This window comes from Aeromonas sp. Marseille-Q5825 (assembly GCF_946892685.1).
Taxonomy (GTDB): domain Bacteria; phylum Pseudomonadota; class Gammaproteobacteria; order Enterobacterales; family Aeromonadaceae; genus Aeromonas; species Aeromonas rivipollensis.
Window position 1 is genome coordinate 297,501 of record NZ_CAMPOU010000007.1, and the last position, 23,943, is coordinate 321,443.

Sequence of the window (23,943 nt, forward strand, 5' to 3'; positions counted from 1 at the left end):
CGCGGACAGTGCCTGGTGGGTAGTTTGACTGGGGCGGTCTCCTCCCAAAGAGTAACGGAGGAGCACGAAGGTTGGCTAATCCTGGTCGGACATCAGGAGGTTAGTGCAATGGCATAAGCCAGCTTAACTGCGAGACGGACAGGTCGAGCAGGTACGAAAGTAGGTCATAGTGATCCGGTGGTTCTGAATGGAAGGGCCATCGCTCAACGGATAAAAGGTACTCCGGGGATAACAGGCTGATACCGCCCAAGAGTTCATATCGACGGCGGTGTTTGGCACCTCGATGTCGGCTCATCACATCCTGGGGCTGAAGTCGGTCCCAAGGGTATGGCTGTTCGCCATTTAAAGTGGTACGCGAGCTGGGTTCAGAACGTCGTGAGACAGTTCGGTCCCTATCTGCCGTGGGCGTTGGATGATTGAAGGGAGTTGCTCCTAGTACGAGAGGACCGGAGTGAACGAACCTCTGGTGTTCGGGTTGTCACGCCAGTGGCACTGCCCGGTAGCTAAGTTCGGAATCGATAACCGCTGAAAGCATCTAAGCGGGAAGCGAGCCCTGAGATGAGTCATCCCTGACCCCTTGAGGGTCCTAAAGGGCCGTTGGAGACCACAACGTTGATAGGTGGGGTGTGTAAGCGCGGCGACGTGTTGAGCTAACCCATACTAATTACCCGTGAGGCTTAACCATACAACACCCAAGAAGTGTTTCTGGCCTTGTAGCAAGTGCGTGAACTACTAACTAATTCAGTGATAGCGACGAGCCATTAAGGCCAAGTCGTTATTCACGTCAGCTTTCCGGATGAAGTTTTTTGCCTGGCGGCCATAGCGCCGTGGAACCACCTGATCCCATGCCGAACTCAGAAGTGAAACGCGGTAGCGCCGATGGTAGTGTGGCATTCGCCATGCGAGAGTAGGACACTGCCAGGCACCCAATTAGAAGAAACCCCGCTCAATGAGCGGGGTTTTTTATTGCCTGAAATTCAGTGCTTCAGCACTGATTTTCTTATGGTTCAGAGAACGCTCAGGCCATCTGCCTCAATAAATGGCCCGTTGTTTAGCCACTTGACTACCTTTCGACCCTTCTACACCCTCGCCCCCCAACCCTGATAACCCCTGGCTATGCCTCCCGCCTATGTTCACTATTGCCGTAATGGGGGAGTGACAAGGCGGGCTGGATCCATAGACTGTGAGTTTCATCGGCAAGGGAGTCGTATATGTTGGGGATCCACGATCTGGCGTTGTTTGTCGTATCCGGGCTGTTGCTGAACATGATGCCGGGGCCGGACTCTCTGCTCATCATGCTGCGCAGTGGCTCGCAAGGCTGGCGAGCGGGTTCGGTGGCAGCGCTGGGCATAGGAGCGGGCACCATGGTGCATGTGCTGGCGACGGCGCTGGGGCTGTCTGCGCTGCTGAGTGCCTCGGCCGAGCTGTTCACCGTGATCAAGCTGATGGGGGCGCTCTATCTGGTCTATCTGGGGATTTCCCTGCTCAGGCAAGGCGCAAGCTCATCTGTTGCGAGCGAGCCCGCAGTGTCGCTGCCAGCGCTCTCCTATGGGCGGATCTTTCGGCAGGGCCTGCTGACCAATGTACTCAACCCCAAGGTCGCGCTCTTCTTCCTCGCCTTTGTACCTCAGTTTATCGCCCCCGATGCGCCGCAGAAGGCGCTGGCGTTTATCGTGCTGGGCTGCATCTTCAACATCAACGGGATGATCTGGTGCCACCTGCTGGCCTTCTCGACCGCCTATGCGAGCCGCAAGGTGCGCCTGCCTGCCCGGCTGGGACGCTGGCTCAATCGTCTGATGGGGGGCCTGTTCGTGGGGCTCGGCATCAAGCTGGCCGCGGAGTAAGGCGCTGTCCGGAAAGCCGGCCATAGAAAAAGGCGTATCCCATCGCTGGGATACGCCTTTATCTGCACTGCAGCAGGATGACTGAAATCAGTTCATGCCGTAGCGCTTGAGTTTTTTGCGCAGGGTGCCACGGTTGATGCCCATCATCACGGCGGCGCGAGTCTGGTTACCACGGGTGTACTGCATGATCACGTCCAGCATGGGGGCTTCGACTTCGGAGAGAACCATATCGTACAGATCAATCACTTCCTGACCGTTCAACTGGGCCAGGTAGTTACGCAGGGCCTGTTGCACAGAGTCACGCAGGGGGCGCTGGGTTGGCTCGGCAGCGTGATTGTGAGTAGTTGTTACCAATGCATCAGAAGTCAGGGTTTGTTCGAACATATTCGGTCGGCTCTTTAGTTATGCGTTAACCTAATCCATCGAAATACATTTCAAGCGCGTTCAACTGTGCGTCTGCACAATCCAGGGCATTGAAGTGCTTACGGAATTCTCGGCCCGTCTCTTCTTCATCCAGATACCAGCCCACGTGTTTACGGGCAATGCGCGCTCCCAGATATGCACCGTAAAACTGATGCAGATTGGTAACATGCTCGTTCATCAGGGTGCGAACCTCTTCCCTGTCGGGAGGCGGCAGCTTGGTGCCCGTCTCAAGAAAATGACGGATTTCCCGGAAAATCCAGGGTCGTCCTTGCGCAGCACGGCCGATCATCACGGCGTCGACGCCGGTATAGTCGAGGACATACCGGGCCTTCTCCGGGCTGTCTATGTCACCATTGGCGACAACAGGAATCGATACGGCCTGCTTAATCGCCCTGATAGTGTCGTACTCCGCTTCGCCCTTGTAGAGGCAGGAGCGGGTACGACCATGCACGGCAAGGGCCGCGATACCGCAATCTTCGGCGATTCGGGCGATCTCCTCGCCATTGCGGTTATCCGGATCCCATCCTGTGCGGATCTTCAAGGTGACAGGTACCTCTACTGCATTCACCACGGCTTGGCAGATGGATCTGACCACATCGGGTTGGCGCAGCAGGGCGGAGCCTGCCAACTTTTTATTCACTTTTTTTGCCGGACATCCCATGTTGATGTCGACGATCTGAGCGCCCTGCTCCACGTTGTAGCGGGCAGCAAACGCCATCATCTCGGGGTCGGCTCCGGCAATCTGGACCGATCGCAGTCCGGTTTCGGCAGAGTGGCCCATTCTCATCCTGGTTTTCTGGGTATCCCAGACATCCGGGTTGGCCAGCAGCATCTCGGAAACGGCCATGCCTGCTCCCAAACGTAAACAAAGTTCACGAAATGGTCGGTCTGTTACACCGGCCATGGGGGCCACGATCAAGGGAGTTTCAAGCGTGTGGGGACCTATCTGCATTCCACGGTTACCATCGGCTTAGGGCGGCGTATATTACGCATTTTTTAGTCAGGAGAAAAGGTTAGTATTTGAGCGTCAGCCATTTTTTTCTGAAAAAAACGTCGCGCCAAGGCTTGCAAATTCAGGAGTGCTTGAAAATCAGACATATTGTCTGGGACCATGGTCAGGGTCAAATGAGTGAGGGACTCGGTGATTTGCCAGTCTCTTTCCGGCGCCTGTTTACGCTATGATAGCGAGCCTGAATCGAGCAAAGGCTCCACACAATTTTATTACAAACATAAATTGGGGATGTATGACGTCAAGGTTCATCAAATTGCTCTGCCCGGGCCTGCTGGGAGCCATGCTGGGCTCGGCGCAGGCGCAGACCGTCAGCTTCACCGAGGCCTGGAGCCGGGTCATCCAGCAAGATGACGGGCTGGCGGCGGAGCAGGCCGGGGTGGCGCGGGCAGAGCAGTTGCGCGAGGCGGCCAAGGGCATGTACCTGCCCAAGGTGGATGTGGGGGCCAGCTATACCCACCTCGATCAGCCGATGGAGCTGGACATGCTTGATCTCAATCCCATCGCCAATCACCCGGAATTTGGCAAGGTGCTGGGCCCCGTCATGCAGGCGCTCAACCTCAGTCCCAGCGACTTCGTCACCCCCCTCACCAAGCAGAACGTGGTCACCAGTTCGGTCAAGATGCTGTGGCCCCTGTTCACCGGCGGGCGCATAGATGCGGCCCAGGACATCCGTCAGGCGCAGGTGAGCGAGGCGCAGCAGTTGCTGGTGCTCAAGCAGCAGTCCACCTTCGAGAGCCTCTCCCAGACTTACTTCGGCGTGGTGCTGGCGGCCCAGGTAGTGCAGACCAAGCAGGAGATCGAGCAGGGGCTGGCCCACCACCTGGATCATGCCAAAAAGCTCGAAGCCCAGGGCCAGATAGCCCGGGTCGAGCGACTCTCTGCCCAGTCGGCCTATGACAGGGCACGCATCGATACCCAGAAGGCGCGGCGCAGCCTGGAGATAGCCCAGCTGGCGCTCGGCCACATGCTCAAGCTCAAGCAGGCGGAGCCCAATACCCGGCTCTTCATCAACGAAGGGATGCCACAGCTTACGCCCTTCGTGGAGGAGACCCTGGCGGTGCACCCTGGCCTCAAGCTGCTGGCGGCCAAGAAGGAGCAGGCCCAGGGCATGATCAAGCTGGAGAAGGGCAAATACGCCCCCGAGCTCTTCCTGTTCGGCAACTACAACCTCTATGAAGATGACTCCATCGTCTCCAAGACCACCCCGGACTGGCTGGTCGGGGTCGGGGTCAGCATGCCGCTGGTGAGCCGCGACGGCCGCTCCGAGACTGTGCAGGCGGCCAAGAGTGCCGAGCTGCAGGTCAATCTGCTGCAGGCCAAGACCCGCCAGGATCTGGAATTGCTGGTCGAGAAGACCTGGCGCGAGGCAGCGCAGGGGCTGGAGGAGTATCACGCCCTCTCCTCGACCCAGGCCCTGGCCGAGGAGAACGTGCGACTACGGGACAAGGCTTTCGGTCAGGGGCTCTCCACCTCCCTGGATGTGGTGGATGCCCAGAGCCAGCTGGCCGGGGTCAAGACCCAGCGCGCCGCGGCAGCCTATCAATATGTGATCTCCCTGGCCCGCCTGCTGGCGCTCTCCGGTCAGATGAACAGTTTCAATCAATATCAGCATGGTCAGGCGATAGAGGTGAATTCATGACTTCGACCCTGCAGGTCCATCTGTCCATCACTGTTTCGACCGCCAAGGGTCGCCCTTTTGCCGAGGTGAATTCATGAGTCATCCCCCCATCAAGAAGAAGATGAGCCAGGGCAAACCTTGGTTGCTGCCACTTGCCCTGGTGCTGCTGGTCATCTGGCTGGGCTGGCGTTTCTGGCTGGCCTATCAGCCGGAGCCGGTGCGCCTGCAAGGGCAGATTGAGGCGCAGCAGTATTCTGTCTCCTCCAAGGTGGCGGGGCGCATCGACGAGGTGCTGGTGAAGAAGGGAGATCAACTGGCCAAGGGTCAGCTGGCGTTCACCCTGGCGAGCCCGGAAATAGAGGCCAAGCTGAGCCAGGCCAAGGCCGGTCAGGCGGCCGCTGGCGCCATGGCGCAGGAGGCCGAGAAGGGGGCGCGGGCCCAGCAGATAGCCGCGGCCAAGGATCAGTGGCAGCAAGCCAAGGCGGCCGCCCTGCTCCGTGGCAAGACCTATGAGCGTATCGCCAGCCTGCACCGGGATGGTGTGATGCCGCTGCAAAAGCGTGACGAGGCCTGGACGGCCTGGCAGGCGGCCAAATACAGCGAAGGCATGGCTTGGCAGCAATATCAGATGACTCTGGAAGGGGCGCGGGAGGAGACCAAGGTCGCGGCACGGGAGCAGGCCAAGATGGCGGCAGGCGGAGTGGCCGAGGTCGAGGCCTATCTGGCCGACACTCGCATCGCCAGCCCCCACGAGGGGGAGGTCGCCCAGGTGCTGCTGCGCAGCGGCGAGCTGGCGCCCCAGGGCTTCCCTGTGGTGACCCTGCTCGACATGAAGGATGCCTGGGCCCAGTTCCATATCCGCGAGGATCTGCTGCCCCGTTTCCCGGTCGGCACCGAGTTTGATGCCCGCATCCCGGGCCTTGGCGATCAGACGGTGCGCTTCAAGGTGGCCCATGTGGCCGCGATGGGGGATTTCGCCACCTGGCGAGCCACCGACACCCGTCAGGGGTTCGACATGAAGAGCTTCCAGGTGGAGGCGCGCCCCTTGCAACCGGTTGAAGGGTTGCGGGTTGGCATGAGCGTGCTGGTCGAACTCTGATGGGACGCGAATGGCGGCTGCTGTGGCAAGACCCCTTCAGCCGGGCCCTGACCAGCTGGATCCCGCTGCTGCTGATCGGGCTCTTGTGCTGGATCTTCTCGGCGGGGCTGGCGCGCGACCTCAAGGTGGGTCTGGTGGATCTGGACAGGAGCTCGCTCTCCCGCCAGCTCGCCTTCTCGCTGGATGCCTCCGCCGGGCTTAAGATAGCGCAGCAGTTTGACTCCATCGATGCGGGCGCACGAGCCCTACGCGGCGGCGACATCTATGCCCTGGTGGTGATCCCCCACCATCTGGAGCGGGATGCCCGCGAGGGCACTCAGCCCAAGGTGACTGTGTTCAACAACGGCCAGTTCATCCTGATCGCCAAGCTGGTCAACGCGGCCCTGGCCCAGGTGGTGGGCACCCTCAACGGTCAGGTGGGCGTGCTTGCGGCCATGGCCGACGGCAAGGCGCTTCCCGGGGCGCTGGGGCAATCGGTACCCATTGCGAGCCAGGTGACGGCGCTCTACAACATCAACTCCAGCTACGCCCAGTTTCTGCTGAGCGCCCTGCTGCCCGCGGTGTGGCAGATCCTGGTGGTGCTCTATGGCCTCAACGCCCTGGCCCGCACCGATCGACTCGGTCTGGACTGGACCACCAGAGGGGTCTGGTTCGGCCTCTGGCGCACCCTGCTGCCCCATGTGCTCATCGGGTGGGGGTGGGGGTTGGCGTGGAGCCTGCTGCTGTTCAAGGCGCTGGGTTATCCCATGCAGGGGAGCTGGCTGGTGCTGACGCTGGGGCTGGGGCTGGCCTCGGCCGCCTGCGTCAGCATGGGGGCCTTCTTCTACGGCGTCATCCGGGATCCGGCCCGTGCGCTCTCCCTGGCGGGGGCCTACACGGCGCCGGGGTTCGCCTTCATGGGGGTGACCTTCCCGGTCAGCGCCATGGGGGATGTGGCCCAGTTCTGGCGCAGCCTGTTGCCCATCTCCCACTATGTCGAGCTGCAGATAGGCCAGACCAACTACGGCCAGCCGCTGACGGCGGCCCTGCCCCAGTTCTGCGCCCTGCTGCTGTTCCTGCTGCCGTTGCTGCTGGTGGTGCGGCGCTATCAACCCCAGGCCCATGCGGCCCGCCAACTGGCCACCAAGGAGCCTCAATCATGATGGGTTTCTGGGATCTGGTGCGCCTCGAGTTGCGCACCCTGCTGGCGGACAGGGCCATCATGCTGACCCTGTTTGGCGGCGTATTCTTCTACTCCTTCCTCTATCCGCAGCCCTATCTGCATCAGTTGCCTCGCGAGGAGGCGGTGGTGGTGGTCAACGATGATGGCAGCCAGCTCTCCCGTCAGCTGGAGTTCATGGCCGACGCGACGCCCCAGGTAAAACTGGTGGCGCGGGTCGACAGCCTGACACAGGCCCGTCAGTGGCTGCTGACCGGCAAGGCCAGCGGCATATTGCACATTCCCCGTCACTTCTACCGGGATCTGATGCTGGGCAAGAGCGTCACGCTGAGTTACGCCGGGGACGCTTCTTACTTCCTGGTCTACGGCACCATAGCCGAGGGGTTGGCCCAGGCCGGAGGCACCCTGGCCGCTCAGGTCAAGGTGGCCCGGCTGCTGAGCCAGGGCGAGGCGCTGCCCCAGGCCGCCATGGGCTGGAATGCGGTCGGGCTCAACGTGGTGCCGGTATTCAACCCTTCCATGGGTTATGTGAACTACGTGGTGCCGGCTGTCTTCGTGCTGATCCTGCACCAGGTGCTGCTGATGGGCACCGGCATTCTGGGGGCGACCCAGAACCAGCGAAGCGGGCGAGGGGAGCAGGGCTATTGGCAGCAGGTGCCCGTGCTGGCGTTGCTGCTGGCCCGCACTCTGGTGGTGGGGGGGCTGTTTGTGCTGCCGGTGACCTACTTCTTCGGCTTCTGCTTCGACTACTACGGCATAGCCCGCACCGCCGAGCCGGCCGCCTTGTGGCTGTTCACCCTGCCTTTCCTGCTGGCCACCACCTGGCTTGGAGTTGTGCTGGGAGCTCTGTTTACCCGTCGCGACCTGCCGACCCAGGTAGTGCTCATCTCCTCGTTGCCACTGGTCTTCCTCGCGGGCTTCATCTGGCCGCTGGAGCTCATTCCGACTCCTCTCAACTGGCTGGCCCAGTGGGTGCCGAGCACGCCGGCCATAGAGGGGTTCCTGCGCCTCAACCAGATGGGGGCCGAGTTCAGTCAGGTGTCGCGCTACTGGTGGCAACTCTGGGGGCTGGCACTGCTTCATGGCGGCCTCGCCTGCCTGCTGCTGCGCTGGCGTCAACAGTCGCTGCCGGTTGCCAGCCAGGTGGCGAGTGTCACGGCCGCCAGCCAGGCGAGATAACGCGGCGGCGACAGAGTGTGAAACGGTCAGCCCAGGGGCTGACCGTTTTTTTATGTGGTGGATTGGGTCTTGGATGGGTCAGGCGCGATGGAGCTCGGGATCGCCGATGGCGTAGATCTGCCCCAGCGCAGCTTCATCGGCCAGCAGGCGCAGGCCATGGGCGGCCACGTCGGCGCGGCGCACCAGTCCGTGCACCTCCTTGCCCTGGCTCAGCTCGGCACGCCCGGTTGCCTCCCCATCCTGCAAGCCGGCCGGCCTAAGGATGGTCCAGCCGAGCGCGCTGGTCTGCAGCCAGCTCTCCGCCAGGCTCTTCAAGCGCACCTCATGACCAAACGCCGCCCTGGCCCGCTCGGGCAGATACTGCCAGCTGTCGCCGCAGCCGAGGGACGTCACCAGCAGCAGGCGTATGAGCCCGGTCTGCTCCATGGCGTCGATGACGTTGCGATTGCCTTGATAATCCACGGGTTGTGGCTGACGGAAGCTGCCGAGGGTGGAGATGACCCGGGCAGTTGGACCCGCTTGCGCGCAAGCCCGCTGCACGGCGGCCGGGTCCAGCGCATCTCCTTCGATGACCTCGACCCCCAGGGTGCGCAGCTCGACGGCCATCTCTGGTTGGCGAACCAGGGCCAGGACCCTGTGACCCTGGCGCAGGGCCTGATCGGTGAAGGCGCGGCCCAGCCCGCGGCTGGCTCCGAAGACAAGTGTGGTTGGCATGTGCTGCTCCCTGTGGCGAAAGGGTTAGCCTAAAGGGTTGGCACTGTGCTGTAAATGAGAGTTGTTTTTATTTGAAGGAGGGGGGGAAATGCGGCGAGCCCGGGCAACTGGCCCGGGCTCGCACAGGGTCAACCGTTGTAGTGGCCTATGCTGGGGCGACGACTGGGTCCGCTCAGGTGGATATCCACAGGGTTGAACGCCTTGATCGCCTCGAAGCTGAAGTCACCTATGGCCTGATGCAGACTCTGGGGACTGTGGTTGGTGATGATGATGACGCTTTTCGAGAGGTTGCGACGGCGGCGCAACAGGTGGCCGAGGAAGCTGGACTGGCTCTCCGCCATCTTGGCGCGGTTGGCCGCGACCTCGTCGATGATCAGCAGATCCACCTCTTCCAGGGCGCGGCGGTACTGATTGCGCTCCTCCTGATCCTGGATGACGTTGAAGAAGAGCCTGTCCACTATGGATGCCCACTGCTGGAAGATCACCGATTTCTGATGGCGCTCGATCAGCTCATGGGCCACGGCGCCCGCCAGGGTGGACTTGCCGGTGCCGTAGTCGCCGTAGATGAGCATGCAGCCGCCGCCGCTCTTCTCCCAATGCTCGAAGCCGCTGATGAAGTAGCGGGCAGTCTCCATGGGGTATTGCAGCGCGGGATCGCCGGCATCCATCTTCTCGAAGATCCAGTCCGGGTTGAGGTCGGCCTGGGCGATCAGCTTCTGGATCCGCTCCTGGCGCGCCGCCTTCTGCAGTTCACGCACCTCGGCATTGGCCTTGGCGTCGTACTCCTTGCGCAGGGTCTCGTAGTCGTACTGAGTGCCGCCGGTCTGGGCCTGCAGGCGACGAATGCGCTCGAGCAGGCCGCCCACGTGCTGGCTCAGCTCGGGATCGTGCACACGATGGTCCTGTTTGGCCTTGGCGATCCTCCGGCGCTTGGCCTCGATCTCCTCCAGCTCCTGGCGCAGCGGGTCGTGCGGATCTGTCATGGGATACTCCTTCTGCTGGGGCTGGGGTGACAAGGGGTTAATAGTGCCTGCTGCGGGCATCCGGGATCAATCATTGTCCGGCTCCTGGGTCTGGGCCAGCCGCTTGGCGGCCTCGATCATCTCCTGGGCCCGCTTGCTCGGCCCCGAATCGACGGGGGCAGGGGTGATCTGCTGATAACCGGCCACCTCGGTCGGTTGGCGCCTTGTGTATCGCCGGCTCTTGAGGGTCCGGATAAATTTGAGCATCCATTGATGCTGGGAGTCGAACACCTCGGGGCGGCCAAGCCAGTAGGCGATGAACTCTCCCAGATCCTCTTCGCTGTAGCTGGCATCGATCACCCCGCACAGGCGGGCGAGGGCGGGCAGCTCTTCATCCGGCCGCCACCGCAGATGCATCTGGAAGGGGCGCTCCGGCAGCGGGCTGCGTACCCGCTGGCTCAGCAGGGGCAACTGGAAGGGGCACTGATGGTAGTGCTCACTGTCCGCCTGTGCCTCGACCTGCAACAATTCGGCTTCCATCAGCTCATCGAGCAACTCGGTGAGCTGGCGGGCATTGACCTGATAGCAGAACCCGCTGGGATTGCCCGGATCGACCACCGCCAGGGCGCGCCCGAGTTCGGGATAGTTGAGCCTGGGCAGCCGATTTTCCAGCACCAGCCGGCGCAGCTGCAGGGTATAGAGGCTGCGTGCCGGATGGGAGAGTCTGGGATGGGCGAGGGCGCTGTATTCGGCTGGCGTCATGGTCTGTTTCACGATCTGGAGTGGGGGGCATTATCCCTCATGGCGGGGTTGCATACAATTCACGGTGCCCATGGATGACAGCCTGATGATGCCGGGGCGTCCCTTCATCCAGTGTGGAATGGGGGCGCTGACCCTCCCGATCGGCAAGGAAGAGGCATAAATTGCTGACAAAATAATCAGCCCATTTCAAGTGCTTGGGTGGCTGACTGACCATTTGAAGGGGCTGCCCGGCAATATTGGGTGGCGAGATGACGCTCCCATGATCTAGGCTTAGTGCTCAAATAACCGTTTGACTAATAAGAGCTTTGTCAAGATGTCAAAAGCCGGACTACGGATCTTGGTGGTGGAAGATGAAGCGGTTTTTCGCCACTCTCTGGTCACTTATCTCGAGCATGATGGGGCCTGTGTCTTTCAGGCCGAAGATGGAATCGAAGGGCTCTCTGCAGCCGCACTCTATCACCCCGATATCGTGTTATGCGACCTGAACATGCCCAACATGGATGGGCATGAGGTGATCGCCTGCCTCACCGCCCGCTACCCAGAGGTGCCTGTCATCGTCATCTCGGGCCAGGATCAGATGGCCGCCATCGAGCGGGCGTTGCGGGCGGGAGCGAGCGACTTCTTCATCAAGCCGGTGGATGACTATGGCCAGATCCGGCGCAGCATAGATCAGTGCCTGACGAGCAACGCCCACCAGAGCCAGCAACTGGAGCTGATGGAGCACATCGACTTCTTCCGGGCCCACGATCTGGCTTCCAGCCGCCTGTTGGCCTGGCTGGCACCACCGGGCATGCAGGAGTGGGGGCCCTGGCAGGTGACGTTCGCCGGCATGGGCAATCTGTTCATTCCCGACACCTTCAAGCTGGACGACAAGCTGCTGGTGCTGGTGATGGAGCTGCCCATCCTGGGGGTGGATGCCGCCTTCTGCGGTGCCCTGGTACGCTCCTTGATGAACGGGCCCTATCGCCAATATCAGCAGCAGGAGAGCCAACTGCTGACCCAGCCCCACAGGTTGCTCGACTACCTCAATCTGCAACTGTTGGAGTCGGGTCTGCGCCACTCCTTTTCCATGGCGGCATTGCTGTTCGATCAGGAAGACGGACTGGTGTTTGCCAATGCGGGCCTCACCTCCCCCCACTGGCTGATGCGCTCGGGGGGATTGCCGCTCGGGCTAATGCGCAGCAGCCGCTATGGGTTGCACAAACGCAGCTGGCACGAACCCTTTGAGCTGCAGTTTCGCAGCGACAACGGCAGTGCCCTGAAGATGCAGGTTCGTCATCACTGAGGCCGCGCTTTAGAGCCGAAACAAACAGGGCGCCCAATGGGCGCCCTGTTTGCTGTGCAGTCCGGACCGGTTAGACGGCGGCGGATTGCAGTTTCTTGTCGTGCTCGTCGGCCTCTTTGGCGGGGCCTTCGGCACCGTGCATCCAGTAGACCAGGCGGTTGGCCATGGTCAGCAGGATCAGGGCACTGATCACGGCGGCCAGGGCGATGCCACCGAAGATGGCGATCGGACCTGCTTCACCGACGAAGGAGCCGATGAAACCCGCCGCATAGTTGGCCAGGGCGACGAAGCCGAACCAGGCACCCATCATCAGGGAGGCCAGGCGCAGCGGTGCCAGCTTGGTCACCATGGAGAGGCCGATAGGGGAAAGGCAGAGCTCGCCCAGGGTGTGGAACAGGTAGGCACCGACCAGCCAGAACATGGAGGTCTTGACAGCCTGATCGCCGCCTTGCTCCAACACGGCACCGATCATGAAGAGGAAGCCGACGGCCAGGAACAGCAGACCCATGGCGAATTTCACCGGGGAGTTTGGTTCCTTGCTGCCGAGCTTGATCCAGATGGCGGCCACGATCGGGGCGAGCGTGATGATGAAGAAGGGGTTCAGGGACTGGAACCAGGCGGTCGGCACTTCGAAGCTGCCGATCATGCGGTCGGTATATTCCTGTGCGTACAGGTTCATCAGACCACCGGCCTGCTCGAAACCGGCCCAGAAGATGATGGTGAACAGACCCAGCACCAGGATGACCTTGATGCGATCCACTTCCTGCTTGGTCAGCGGGGCTTTCTGCTCCTTGGAACGCTGCATGGCTGCGCGCTGGGCAGCCGGCACGCGGCCGATGTCGCCGAGGAAACGCTGGGCCATGGTGGCTTGTACCACCAGGGAGAGCAGCATGCCGATACCGGCGCTGACGAAGGCGGCTTGCCAGCCGTAGGCGGTGGCGGCGGCGCCACAGATCACCCCTGCCAGCAGGGAGCCCAGGTTGATGCCCATGTAGAAGATGGTGAAGGCACCGTCACGACGGTGGTCACCTTCCTGATACAGATCGCCCACCATGGTGGAGATGTTCGGTTTGAACAGACCGTTACCCAGGATCAGCAAGCCAAGGCCCGCGTAGAAGACGGTGTTGACCATGTCCGGGAACATGGCGTGGGGCAGGGCCAGGGTAAACTGACCCGCGGCCATGAAGATGGCACCGATCAGGATGGCGCGGCGTTGACCGAGGAAGGTATCGGCCAGCCAGCCCCCGATGATCGGAGTGATATAGACCAGGCCGGTATAGATGCCGTACAGCTTGAGGGCGTCGGCCTGGGTCCAGCCCATGCCGCCGTTGGCGGTCATGTCAGTCAGATAGAGGACGAGCACGGCACGCATGCCGTAGTAGGAGAATCTCTCCCAGAGTTCGGTACTAAAGAGCAAAAAGAGCCCTTTAGGGTGACCTAAAAAGGTCCCTTTGGACGGGTTATTCATTGGAACTTCCACCTGTGTCTTATATTTTTTTAGAAATTTTATGCAAGGGCTAGGAACAAGCCATATTCCTTATAAAACAAGCAGGATTGAATTACAACGAGAGCTTTTGACGATATTTTATCTATCAATGGTTGAATTTTTGTTTATAAAATGAAAATGGGCATCGAATGATGCCCAGTCTTTTATTCTGTGTATTGTGTGAATTTTCAGCAATTACAACTGTTTGACGAACTGCTTGAGCCAGGCGGTAAATTCGCTGTCCATCTCCCGATGGCGTACCGCGTATTCCACGTTGGCCTTCATGTAACCCAGCTTGCTGCCGCAATCGTGGCTGCGACCCTTCATGAAGTAGGCATTGACCTGTTCGTGTTCCATCAGCATGGCGATGGCATCGGTCAGCTGGATCTCGTCGCCCGCCCCGGCCGGGGTCTTCTCCAGCAAGGGCCAGATGTTGGCGGAGAGCACATAGCGGCCGACCACGGCCAGGTTGGAAGGCGCCTCGTCGCGCGGCGGCTTCTCGACGATGGCCTGCATCGGCAGTGACATGCCGGCGCTCAGGGCCTCGCCCTTGATGTCGGCGATACCATACTTGTCCACTTCGCTCTCGGGGACGGCTTCCACCATGATCTGGCTGATCTGGTCCGCCTCGAACATATGAACCATCTCGGCCAGGTTGTCCTGCTTGAGATCGCTGGCCACCTCGTCGATCAGCACGTCAGGCAGCAGCACGGCGAAGGGGTTATCCCCGATCAGCGGGCGGGCGCACAGCACCGCATGGCCCAGGCCCTTGGCCTCGCCCTGGCGCACGTGCATTATGGTGACGTCTTTCGGGCAGATGTGCTGTACCTCTTCCAGCAACTGGCGTTTGACCCGCTTCTCCAAGGTCGCCTCCAGCTCGAAGCTCTTGTCGAAATGGTTCTCGATGGAGTTCTTGCTGGAGTGGGTCACCAGGATGATCTCCTTGATGCCGGCGGCGATGGCCTCACGCACCACATACTGGATCAGCGGCTTGTCGACCACCGGCAGCATCTCTTTGGGGATGGCCTTGGTGGCGGGCAGCATGCGGGTACCCAGACCGGCAACGGGGAGGACGGCCTTGCGAACAACGAGGGGTGTCTTTTTCATGGAATGAGTCCGAGGATACAAAGTGCGTTCATGATACCCCAAGACAAATAGGGCAGCCACAGGCCGCCCTCGGATGACAGGGATTCAAACCGGTTACTTGACGATAATCATGTCCCGGTTCGCATCCAGGGTGGCGGGCCCTATGCCGCTAACCTCTTCCAACTGATCCACCGAGGTGAACTTGCCCTGCTTCTCGCGGTAATCGACGATGGCTTGCGCCTTCTTCTCGCCAACGCCCTTCAGCGCCGCGAGTTCATCGGCACTGGCGGTGTTCAGGTTGATCTTGCCGGCCTCCTTAGGGCTGGTGACGGTCGTGGCCGGTTTGGCGGCTGGCTTGTCGGCGGCGAGCAGAGGCTGGCTCAGCAGGGGCAGGCAACCCAGCAGCAGGGCGGCGATCAGAGTCTTTCGGTTCATGGCTTCATGTCCTTATGTAGCGTCAAATGACTATTGATAATTAGTCGAGCTGCGCCATTTTTTATCTGTCATTTTTGACACTTTATAAGTCAGTGCAAACGGCTATAAGCCAGACAGGTCCGAAATAGGTACACTGGCTAACCATTTGAGCGAGGTGTCTTTTCTATGTTCTTACCCGCCATTTCCGCACTGGAGCCCATCGCCCGCGCCGCCGGTGACGCCATCCTAGCCATCTACCGTCAACCCTTTGCGGTGGAGTACAAGCAGGACGAGAGTCCGCTCACCGCCGCCGATCAGGGGGCGCACGAGGTGATAGTACAGGCGCTGGCCCGCTTGACGCCGGATATCCCTGTGCTGTCGGAAGAGTCGGACGCCGAGACGATGCAGGCGCGGCTCGGCTGGTCCCGCTACTGGCTGGTGGATCCGCTGGATGGCACCAAGGAGTTCGTCTCCCGCAACGGCGAGTTCACCGTCAATATCGCGCTGATCGACCATGGCAGTCCTGTCTGGGGACTGGTCTATGCCCCTGTGCTGGATAAGCTCTGGTATGGCGGCAAGGGGATCGGAGCCTGGCGTGTTGCCGATGGCACGCATGAAGCCATTCAGACCCGGCCCCATGAAGCAGGGCAAGTGTGGCGCGTGGTGGGCAGTCGCAACCACCTGTCGCAGGCCACCCTCGACTATCTGGCTCCTTTTGGCGAGATAGAACTGGTCTCCATGGGCAGCTCCCTCAAGTTCTGCATCATCGCCGAAGGGGGCGCCGAGCTCTATCCGCGCCTCGCCCCCACCTGCGAGTGGGACACGGCGGCGGCGCAGGCGGTGCTGGAAGGGGCAGGTGGGTCCGTGACCCAGCTCGATGGCTCAGCGCTTGCCTACAACAAGCCGGATATCCTCAACCCCTGGTTTGTGGCAAGGGCCTGATTGCCGTCGCCAGGGCGTGCAGATGTAAAAAGGCCGGACAATGTCCGGCCTTTTGCATTCTCGTGCATCAACGATGCGAACCGAGCCCGCTTTAGAACACCTTCTTGAACGGCTTGATGGTCACCTTGGCATAGACGCCAGCCGCCACATAAGGGTCGGCATCGGCCCAGGCCTTGGCGTCGGCCTGGCTGGGGAATTCGGCGATGACTGTGCTGCCGGTGAAACCCGCATCGGCCGGATCCTCGGCATCTATGGCTGGATTGGGGCCGGCCGTCAGCAGGCGCCCTTCATCCTGCAGTGCCTGCAGACGGGCGAGGTGAGCAGGGCGAGCCAGCTTGCGCTGGGGCAGGCTGCCGGCGACATCTTCGGAGTAGATGAGATACCACATGAGAGTGTCCTTTTCTGATTGCGGTTATTTTTTCTGTTCTGCTTTCTGCTCGGCTGGCATGTGGCGATAGAGGTAGACGCCGCTCAGCAGGGTGAAGACCAGCGTCATGCCCAGCAGGCCGAAGACCTTGAAGTTGACCCACATCTCCTGGGACAGGTTGAAGGCCACATAGAGGTTGAGCAGACCGCAGAGGGCGAAGAAGCCGACCCAGCCGAGGTTGACGTTATCCCAGACGCGGTCGGGAGCTTGCAGCTCCTTGGCCAGCATCTGCTTGATGAGATTCTTGCCAAAGCCGTAGCGGCTGATGAGCAGGGCCAGGGCAAAGAGTGCATTGATCACGGTCACTTTCCACTTGATGAAGGTATCGTCGTGGAAGAAGACGGTGAGGCCGCCGAAGAAACCGACCAGCAGGAAGGTAAACAGCTGCATCTTCTCGACCTTGCGATATCGCACCCAGCTGTAGAGCAGCTGAAGGCCGGTGACGACCACCAGGGCGCCGGTGGCGGTGTAGATGTCGTAAAACTTGTAGACCGCGAAGAAGACGATCAGGGGAATAAATTCAATAAACTGCTTCATGCTGGGCTCTAACCTCAAAATTTCATTCAGTGTACCTGCCCGTTAGGCAACGGCAAATGAATAAGACCGTTCATTCGGTGTGCAGTTCCCCGTTGCGGGGTCTTCATCCCTCGGGGTGAGGATGGCACTTGCTGCCTTATGCCACAGGACCTTGTTGCTGCGTCTGGTCGAACAGCTGGCTGGCAATGAGGCTGCCGAGCCGCAGCTGGTCATCCAGCAAGCCGCGGATATGGCGCTCCTCGATGAGGGGATTGAGCAGGACGGCGCGCAGCAGGGTGAGCGGCTGTGCTCCGTAGCGGCTTACCGCCCGCTGGGTGCGGGAGACGAAGCTGTGTCCCTCGGCGCGCTGGGCCTTTTGCAGCGCCACGTTGAAGGCGTTGATCTGCTCGTTGGCCGCCTCGTCCAGGGCCTTGCCCTGCAGATGGGGCGGAATGCAGCGATAGGAGAGCAGGTTCATCACGGGGGCCGACATCAGCTCAAAGGCGGGGTGGGCATCGATGAGCTCCGCCATCCGCCGTGCCCTGTCGTAATTGGCGTCGATAAGCTGGGCATAGCCCTGCTGGCCCAGCAGCTGGAAGGCGGCATCCAGATAGAGCGCGTTGGCGGGACGGGTGCCCTCCAGGGTGAAGCGGCCCTGATCGAAGGAGCTGGCGCGAATGGCGTAGGGAGCCTCCCGCTTCACCGTCATCATCAGATCTGGCTGGCGGCAGAGCAGCATGCCGGTGCCGAGCGGTACCAGCAGCTGCTTGTGGCCATCCAGGGTCACGGTATCGGCCTGCGCTATGCCATCCAGCAAGCCCTGATAGCGGGGGGAGAACAGGGTCGGGCCACCCCAGGCGGCATCCACGTGAAAGTGGATCTGCTCGCGTCGGGCGATGGCCGCGAGCTCGGGCAGGGGATCTATTGAACCGAAGTCCGTGCTGCCGGCGACCCCCACCAGGGTCAGCACCTTGAGCTTCTTCTCCCGGCATTGAACCAGTGCGCGCTCGAGGGCCGAGAGGCAGAGCCGGTTGTCGGCATCCGTCTCGAGGCGCCAGACGCGGCAAGCCCCCAGCCCCAGCAGATCCATCCCCTTGTCGAAGGAGTAGTGCATCAGCCGGGACCCCAGGATCACGGCGCCTCTATAGCCCTGCTCGTAGAGGGAAAACAGATCGTCGCCACAGGCCCGGTTGCGGGCCAGCCAGAGGGCGGTGACGTTGGCTATGGTGCCACCGCTGGTCATGACGCCGAGGGCCGCATCCTTGGCATGCATCTGCGCCTCGTAAAAGCCGTCGTTCTCCCGATAGACGAGGCGGTGCAGCTTGGCCAGCACCTCCCGCTCCAGAAAGCTGAGCAGGCGGGAGGACTCCATCTTCATCGGATTCTGGTTGAGCATCACCAGCAGGCGGGAGAGCTCGGCGGTGAAGGCCGGCAAGGGGGCCGTCATGTGCCCCATGTAGTGGGGCGAGGTGAGATGGGAGGCGCCGGGCACCAGGGCGGCGAGGCGCGTGAGGTACTCTGTCGTGCTTATGCCGCTGGCGGGCATGGACGACTGATCGAGCTGATGGACGAAACTGTCGCGCTGATAGGGGGCCTGACTGTCATCCGAGTGATGGAAGGTCTCCAGCAGGGCCGTCATGGCCTGGCCGAAGTCAGGATCCGGTTGTGTAAACAGTTCAGTCAGCTTCATCAGGTTCTCCAGACCAGCCTGTCGGGCAGAAAGTACCGGGCGCGCGTCGTGCCGGACAGACACGGCCATCTGCGCGGGTGGCGTCGGCCGCAGAGCATACACCAAAGGGGCGGGGGGAACAGCCACCTCCTGACGCCGAGATTCCCCCTGGGCAGACCCTTTTATTTTGAGCTAACACTTGTAGCCTGAAACGTCGGCCGCTAGAGTGGATCGGATCTTGGCTGGAGGTAGTGATGACGGATGTAACGGGGTATTCCCCACGGGAAGAGTGGGCCAATCGTCTCAGCCACGGGCTGGGGCTGCTGCTGGGGATCATCGGCCTGATCCTGCTGCTGCACAAGGGCTGGGATCAGGGGCCCCAGGCATTGCTGAGCTACGGCCTCTACGGCACCAGCCTGGTGCTGCTCTATCTCGCCTCGACCCTCTACCACAGCATGGGCTCGGCGGTGGCCAGACGCCGGTGCAAGCTGCTCGATCACTGCGCCATCTACCTGCTGATCGCCGGCACCTACACCCCCTTCCTGCTGGTGGCGCTCGATACCCCGCTGGCGCAGGGCTTGATGGTGGTGATCTGGGGGCTGGCCCTGGCCGGGGTGGTGTTCAAGCTCTTGTTCATCAACCGCTTCAAGCGCCTGTCACTCTTCACCTATCTGATGCTGGGCTGGTTGTCCCTGGTGGTCGTCTATCAGCTCTACCTCCACCTGGATGGTACCGGGCTCCTGCTGCTGGGGCTGGGTGGGCTCATCTACAGCCTAGGCACCATCTTCTACATGGCCAGGCAGATCCCTTACAACCACGCCATCTGGCATCTGTTCGTGCTGGGGGGGAGCCTCTGTCACTTTGTGGCCATCTATGGCTATGTCGCCTGACTAGCCCTTAATTGGTATTTTTGCACCCATCAAAGCCTGAATTCGTGCGGCATCCCACAGTTGCCCCCTTCGTTTGCTGACAAGCTAGTGCCAGTTCAGCTTGGAAAGGATGCAAAAATGAGTGAGATCGCGCTTTCCATCAGCATGTTGTCGCTGGTGGCGGTGCTGGGACTCTGGCTGGGAAACTGGCGAGTCTATGGCGTTGGTTTGGGAATTGGCGGTGTGCTGTTCGGCGGCATCATAGTGGGTCATTTTGCCGGGCTCTCCGGCCTGAAGCTGGATGAGCAAACACTTCATTTCATTCAAGAGTTTGGTCTGATCCTGTTCGTCTACACCATAGGCATCCAGGTCGGTCCCGGCTTCTTCTCTTCCCTGCGCAGTTCGGGGCTTAAGCTCAATGGCTTCGCCGCCCTGCTGGTGCTGCTCGGCTGTGTGGTGGCCGCGGCGCTGCACCAGCTGTTCGACGTGCCGCTGCCGGTGATCCTCGGGGTCTTCTCCGGTGCCGTGACAAACACCCCTTCGCTGGGGGCGGGTCAGCAGATCCTGGCCGAGCTTGGGGCGGATCCGGGCTCCACCGGCCTGATGGGGATGGGCTATGCGGTGGCCTACCCGTTCGGGATCTGCGGCATCCTGCTCACCATGTGGCTCATTCGCATGTTCTTTCACGTCAAGATCGACGAAGAAGCCGCCGCGTTCGAGCAACAGGCGGGCAAGACCAAGGAGAGCCTGCAAACCATCAATATCGCGGTGCGCAACCCCAACATGCACGGCCTGATGCTCCGCGAGATCCCGAGCCTGGACGAGGCCGATGTCATCTGCTCCCGCCTCAAGCGCGGTGACGAACTGATGGTGCCCAAGCCCGACTCTCGCATCGAGCTCGGCGATCTGCTGCACCTGGTGGGGGAGCGCCACGCCCTGCACAAGGTGCTGCTGGTGCTCGGGGAGGAGGTGGATACCTCCCTCTCTACCCGGGGCACGGATCTGCGGGTCGAGCGGGTGGTGGTCACCAACGAGCAGGTGCTCGGCAAACGGATCCGGGATCTCGACATCAAGCAGAAATACGATGTGGTCATCTCGCGCCTCAACCGGGCCGGCATCGAGCTGGTGCCGACCAGCCAGACCAGCCTGCAGTTTGGCGACATCCTGAACCTGGTGGGGCGGCTCGATGCCATCGAAGCCGTGACCAGCGTGGTCGGCAACGTCCAGCAAAAACTGCAGCAGGTGCAGATGCTGCCGGTCTTCATCGGCATAGGATTGGGTGTATTGCTCGGCTCCATTCCCTTCTATCTGCCGGGATTCCCGGCGGCCCTCAAGCTGGGTCTGGCGGGCGGCCCTTTGGTGGTGGCCCTCATACTGTCCCGCATCGGCAGCATCGGCAAGCTCTACTGGTTCATGCCGCCGAGCGCCAACCTGGCGCTGCGGGAGATAGGCATAGTGCTGTTCCTGGCGGTGGTGGGATTCAAGTCAGGGGCAGGTTTCATCGACACCCTGATCAACGGGGATGGTCCCGCCTGGATGATGTATGGCGTGGCCATCACCCTGATCCCGCTGCTGGTGGTCGGGGTGCTGGCGCGCCACTATGGCAAGGTCAATTACCTCACCCTGTGTGGCCTGCTGGCCGGATCAATGACGGATCCTCCCGCCCTGGCCTTCGCCAACGGCATGCACCCCACCAGTGGCGCCAGCGCCCTGTCATACGCGACCGTCTACCCCCTGGTGATGTTCCTGCGGATCATCTCTCCCCAGCTGCTGGCCATCCTGCTCTGGGCCGGGGTTTGAGTCGACGTGAAATGGGAGCCAATAAGGCTCCCATCTTGGTTCTGTCATTTTTGATGCTATTGATTTAACTAATTTTATTACCCTTCAAACACCCTTCGTTTTCGGCGCGAATCCAAGCCTCATTTCGGTCTGTTCGTTCGATTTTTCTCACTGGTATCTGGTCGGACTAACGGGCACATTGGAGGCTGGAAATCTATGCCCATTGATATTTCAGGAGAAACCATGAGCAGCAAGAGCATCGTACTGGATCAGGATGTCGTCGTTACCCAATTGCAAGGCAAAGTCTACCTGGTTGCCGCTGACGGGAGCCAGACGCTTCTTTCTGAAGGCGATGTGCTGCCCAAGGATGCAGTATTGCTCGCTCCTGAAGGGGCCAGCTTCCAGGGGGGGGAGACCACCTTTACCCTGAGCCCGAGCAACACTCCCGAGTCTGAAGAGTCCCAGTTGGCACAGGGGGATGTACCTGACGACATCGCCGCCCTGCAGCAGGCGATTCTGGCGGGGACAGACCCGACCCAGGCATTTGAAGCGTCGGCGGCGGGCGGGGCACCCGCTGCGGGCAACGTAGGTGGCGTTGCGGGTGCCAGCGGCAACGGTGGCTTCATCACCATCGACAGAACCGGTGATGCCACCATCTCCACCGCCGGCTTTGATTCCGCCAATCCGGATGATGCCGCTCCGCTGGCCGAAGCGCAGGATGACGAGGATGAGCTCCTCGATCTCACCGCACCCACCATCACTGTGTCCGCGCCGGACAACATCAACGACAGCACCCCGACCCTCACCGGGACCACGGATGCCGCTCCCGGCAGCACAGTGACCCTGGTGGTGACCGATGCCAACGGCAACCAGCAGACTCTGATCACCACTGTCAATCCGGATGGCAGCTTCAGCGTGGATGTGCAGACCCCTCTGCCGGACGGCGGCTATGACGTGACCGCCAGCGTGACCGATCCTGCCGGCAATACCGGCACCGCCGCCGACGATGGCAGCGTGGACAGCACGGCGCCTTCTGCGCCGCTGGTGGAGATCCAGGATGGCGCGGACAACATCATCTCCGCCAACGAGCGGGAGAGTGGGGTCGATATCATCATCCGCCTGCCGGCCGATGCAAAAGTCGGTGATCGTCTTGATGTGGACTGGAATGGAGATGGGGTACCTGACAGCACTTCCATTCTGACTACCGACGATATCAACAAGGCTCAGGTCAATCTGACCATTCCCACGACGGATCTGCCGAACAATGGTCCCATCTCGGTCGATGCAACCCTGACTGATCCGGCGGGCAATACCTCGCCCAAGGGCACGGACAGCAGCATGGTGAACGCCCCTCCCTTGCCCGAGAATGATCAATTCAGCGTGGAGGAAGACGGCACCGTCACCATCAATGTGACCGGCAACGATGCCGATGCCGATGGCGATCGTCTGACCATCAATGCCATCAACGGTCAGGCCATTGCCGAAGGTGGCTCTGTTGCCATCAACAATGGCACTGTGACCCTCAGCAATGGCCAACTGGTATTCACGCCCGCGCCAGATTTCAACGGTAGTATCTCCTTCGAATACACGGTCACCGACGGCCTGCACAATACCACCGCAGAGGTGACAGGCACCGTCTCGCCGGTTAACGATGCCTCCATTATTGGTGGCGCTGACAGCGGCAGAGTGACCGAGGATGCGAGCAACCCGACCCTGACCGAGACCGGCACTCTGAGCGTGACCGATGTGGACGGTGCGGATGAGGCCAAGTTCGTGGTTGGCAATGGCGTGGCCAGTGCTGGTGCACTGGGCAGCCTGTCCATCACCGAGGACGGTGCCTGGACTTACAACGTCGACAACAGCAAGGTGCAGTATCTGGGTGAGGGGGAGACCAAGGTCGAGAGTTTCATCGTGCAGTCGGTGGATGGCTCGACCACCACGGTCACCATCACCATCACCGGCACCGACGATCTGCCGGTCATCTCCGCCGACAGCGGCGCGGCCACCGAGGGGGAGCTGACCCCGGTGACCGGCACCCTGACCGCGAGCGATGCCGACAACCCGGGCCTGACCTTCGTGGCGGGCAACGAGAGCCGTGACTACGGCCGCTTCGAGGTGGGCACCGATGGCAAGTGGAGCTTCGTGCTGGCGGACAACGCCACCGTCGATGCCCTGGCCGCCGGCGACAAACACACCGAGCAGTTCACCGTGAAACTGAGCGATGGCTCGACCACCACGGTCACCATCACCATCACCGGCACCGACGATCTGCCGGTCATCTCCGCCGACAGCGGCACGGCCACCGAGGGGGATCTGACCCCGGTGACCGGCACCCTGACCGCGAGCGATGCCGACAACCCTGGCCTGACCTTCGTGGCGGGCAACGAGAGCCGTGACTACGGCCGCTTCGAGGTGGGCACCGATGGCAAGTGGAGCTTCGTGCTGGCGAACAACGCCACCGTCGATGCCCTGGCCGCCGGCGACAAACACACCGAGCAGTTCACCGTGAAACTGAGCGATGGCTCGACCACCACGGTCACCATCACCATCACCGGCACCAATGACGCGCCGGTGATCTCGTCGGCGGCCCAGAGCGGCGCCACCGCCGAGGACGGTCCCTTGACCGCGGCGGGGACGGTCAGCGCCAGCGACGTCGACCACGACGCGGTGCTGAGCTTCACCGGCGATGCCACCGGCA

Annotated in this window: 21 protein-coding genes and 2 rRNA genes (1 of these 23 cut by a window edge); 12 read left to right on the forward strand and 11 right to left on the reverse strand. The window is 61.3% G+C overall.

The window, feature by feature from the left end; genetic code table 11:
- The 3 genes from OC537_RS19555 to OC537_RS19565 form a co-directional block, all read left to right on the forward strand.
- A 23S ribosomal RNA gene (locus OC537_RS19555) occupies positions 1-685 on the forward strand; it begins 2,205 nt to the left of the window's first position.
- 124 nt (positions 686-809) lie between these two features.
- Positions 810-924 (forward strand): 5S ribosomal RNA (gene rrf / locus OC537_RS19560).
- A gap of 287 nt (positions 925-1,211) precedes the next feature.
- Positions 1,212-1,844 (forward strand): LysE family translocator, encoded by a 633-nt coding sequence (locus tag OC537_RS19565; RefSeq protein WP_262113756.1) that lies wholly within the window; start codon positions 1,212-1,214, stop codon positions 1,842-1,844.
- Between the two features lie 87 nt (positions 1,845-1,931).
- On the opposite strand, the gene fis is transcribed toward OC537_RS19565, so the two are convergent.
- Positions 1,932-2,228 (reverse strand): DNA-binding transcriptional regulator Fis, encoded by a 297-nt coding sequence (gene fis / locus OC537_RS19570; RefSeq protein ID WP_005309538.1) that lies wholly within the window; start codon positions 2,226-2,228, stop codon positions 1,932-1,934.
- A 25-nt stretch (positions 2,229-2,253) separates the two neighbouring features.
- On the reverse strand, positions 2,254-3,219 hold the full coding sequence (dusB, locus tag OC537_RS19575; RefSeq protein WP_262113758.1) for a tRNA dihydrouridine synthase DusB: 966 nt from the start codon (positions 3,217-3,219) through the stop codon (positions 2,254-2,256).
- Positions 3,220-3,511: 292 nt separating this feature from the next.
- Between dusB and OC537_RS19580 the strand changes: the two genes are divergently transcribed.
- The 4 genes from OC537_RS19580 (at position 3,512) to OC537_RS19595 (ending at position 8,334) form a co-directional block, all read left to right on the forward strand.
- Positions 3,512-4,918 (forward strand): TolC family protein, encoded by a 1,407-nt coding sequence (locus OC537_RS19580; protein WP_168234431.1) that lies wholly within the window; start codon positions 3,512-3,514, stop codon positions 4,916-4,918.
- 73 nt (positions 4,919-4,991) lie between these two features.
- Positions 4,992-5,996, forward strand: a complete 1,005-nt coding sequence (locus OC537_RS19585) for an HlyD family secretion protein (protein ID WP_216366590.1) — start codon at positions 4,992-4,994, stop codon at positions 5,994-5,996.
- Positions 5,996-7,138, forward strand: a complete 1,143-nt coding sequence (locus OC537_RS19590; protein WP_262113764.1) for an ABC transporter permease — start codon at positions 5,996-5,998, stop codon at positions 7,136-7,138. Before OC537_RS19585 ends, OC537_RS19590 begins: the two co-directional genes overlap by 1 nt.
- On the forward strand, positions 7,135-8,334 hold the full coding sequence (locus OC537_RS19595; RefSeq protein WP_262113766.1) for an ABC transporter permease: 1,200 nt from the start codon (positions 7,135-7,137) through the stop codon (positions 8,332-8,334). The genes OC537_RS19590 and OC537_RS19595 overlap by 4 nt, the downstream gene beginning before the upstream one ends.
- Before the next feature lie 78 nt (positions 8,335-8,412).
- On the opposite strand, the gene OC537_RS19600 is transcribed toward OC537_RS19595, so the two are convergent.
- The 3 genes from OC537_RS19600 to OC537_RS19610 form a co-directional block, all read right to left on the reverse strand.
- Complete coding sequence (locus OC537_RS19600) at positions 8,413-9,048, reverse strand: SDR family oxidoreductase (protein ID WP_262113768.1); 636 nt, start codon at positions 9,046-9,048, stop codon at positions 8,413-8,415.
- A gap of 128 nt (positions 9,049-9,176) precedes the next feature.
- On the reverse strand, positions 9,177-10,031 hold the full coding sequence (locus tag OC537_RS19605; RefSeq protein ID WP_168234435.1) for a DnaA ATPase domain-containing protein: 855 nt from the start codon (positions 10,029-10,031) through the stop codon (positions 9,177-9,179).
- A 66-nt stretch (positions 10,032-10,097) separates the two neighbouring features.
- A complete protein-coding gene (locus tag OC537_RS19610) occupies positions 10,098-10,772 on the reverse strand; it encodes a DnaT-like ssDNA-binding domain-containing protein (protein WP_042649095.1) in 675 nt (224 codons plus the stop codon).
- A 313-nt stretch (positions 10,773-11,085) separates the two neighbouring features.
- On the opposite strand from OC537_RS19610, the gene OC537_RS19615 reads away from it, so the two are divergent.
- Complete coding sequence (locus OC537_RS19615) at positions 11,086-12,057, forward strand: response regulator (protein WP_025325878.1); 972 nt, start codon at positions 11,086-11,088, stop codon at positions 12,055-12,057.
- Positions 12,058-12,127: 70 nt separating this feature from the next.
- On the opposite strand, the gene OC537_RS19620 is transcribed toward OC537_RS19615, so the two are convergent.
- The 3 genes from OC537_RS19620 to OC537_RS19630 all read right to left on the reverse strand — a co-directional run bounded on the left by OC537_RS19620 (position 12,128) and on the right by OC537_RS19630 (position 15,064).
- The gene (locus tag OC537_RS19620) at positions 12,128-13,525 is read right to left on the reverse strand and encodes a peptide MFS transporter (protein ID WP_106884859.1); all 1,398 of its coding nucleotides are present in this window, start codon (positions 13,523-13,525) and stop codon (positions 12,128-12,130) included.
- A gap of 213 nt (positions 13,526-13,738) precedes the next feature.
- Positions 13,739-14,650: a UTP--glucose-1-phosphate uridylyltransferase GalU gene (gene galU, locus OC537_RS19625; RefSeq protein WP_025325880.1), complete on the reverse strand. Its 912-nt coding sequence runs from the start codon at positions 14,648-14,650 to the stop codon at positions 13,739-13,741.
- 93 nt (positions 14,651-14,743) lie between these two features.
- Entirely contained in the window at positions 14,744-15,064 is a 321-nt protein-coding gene (locus tag OC537_RS19630) for a ComEA family DNA-binding protein (RefSeq protein WP_163138102.1), read from the reverse strand.
- 165 nt (positions 15,065-15,229) lie between these two features.
- Here OC537_RS19630 and cysQ point away from each other — a divergent pair, with 165 nt between their 5' ends.
- The gene (gene cysQ, locus OC537_RS19635) at positions 15,230-15,985 is read left to right on the forward strand and encodes a 3'(2'),5'-bisphosphate nucleotidase CysQ (protein WP_262113776.1); all 756 of its coding nucleotides are present in this window, start codon (positions 15,230-15,232) and stop codon (positions 15,983-15,985) included.
- A gap of 91 nt (positions 15,986-16,076) precedes the next feature.
- Here cysQ and OC537_RS19640 read toward each other — a convergent pair whose 3' ends face one another.
- The 3 genes from OC537_RS19640 to OC537_RS19650 all read right to left on the reverse strand — a co-directional run bounded on the left by OC537_RS19640 (position 16,077) and on the right by OC537_RS19650 (position 18,618).
- Positions 16,077-16,373: a YciI family protein gene (locus tag OC537_RS19640; RefSeq protein ID WP_025325883.1), complete on the reverse strand. Its 297-nt coding sequence runs from the start codon at positions 16,371-16,373 to the stop codon at positions 16,077-16,079.
- Between the two features lie 24 nt (positions 16,374-16,397).
- A complete protein-coding gene (locus OC537_RS19645; RefSeq protein WP_025325884.1) occupies positions 16,398-16,949 on the reverse strand; it encodes a septation protein A in 552 nt (183 codons plus the stop codon).
- A 136-nt stretch (positions 16,950-17,085) separates the two neighbouring features.
- On the reverse strand, positions 17,086-18,618 hold the full coding sequence (locus OC537_RS19650; protein WP_262113779.1) for an aminotransferase class V-fold PLP-dependent enzyme: 1,533 nt from the start codon (positions 18,616-18,618) through the stop codon (positions 17,086-17,088).
- Between the two features lie 233 nt (positions 18,619-18,851).
- On the opposite strand from OC537_RS19650, the gene trhA reads away from it, so the two are divergent.
- From trhA to OC537_RS19665, 3 genes are all read left to right on the forward strand, one after another.
- Entirely contained in the window at positions 18,852-19,487 is a 636-nt protein-coding gene (trhA, locus tag OC537_RS19655) for a PAQR family membrane homeostasis protein TrhA (protein WP_042649093.1), read from the forward strand.
- A 117-nt stretch (positions 19,488-19,604) separates the two neighbouring features.
- Positions 19,605-21,266 carry a putative transporter gene (locus tag OC537_RS19660; protein ID WP_262113781.1) on the forward strand — a complete coding sequence of 554 codons (1,662 nt, stop codon included), beginning with the start codon at positions 19,605-19,607 and terminating at the stop codon, positions 21,264-21,266.
- Positions 21,267-21,488: 222 nt separating this feature from the next.
- Positions 21,489-23,943: retention module-containing protein (locus OC537_RS19665; protein ID WP_262113783.1), on the forward strand; the 2,455-nt coding region annotated here is incomplete at its 3' end.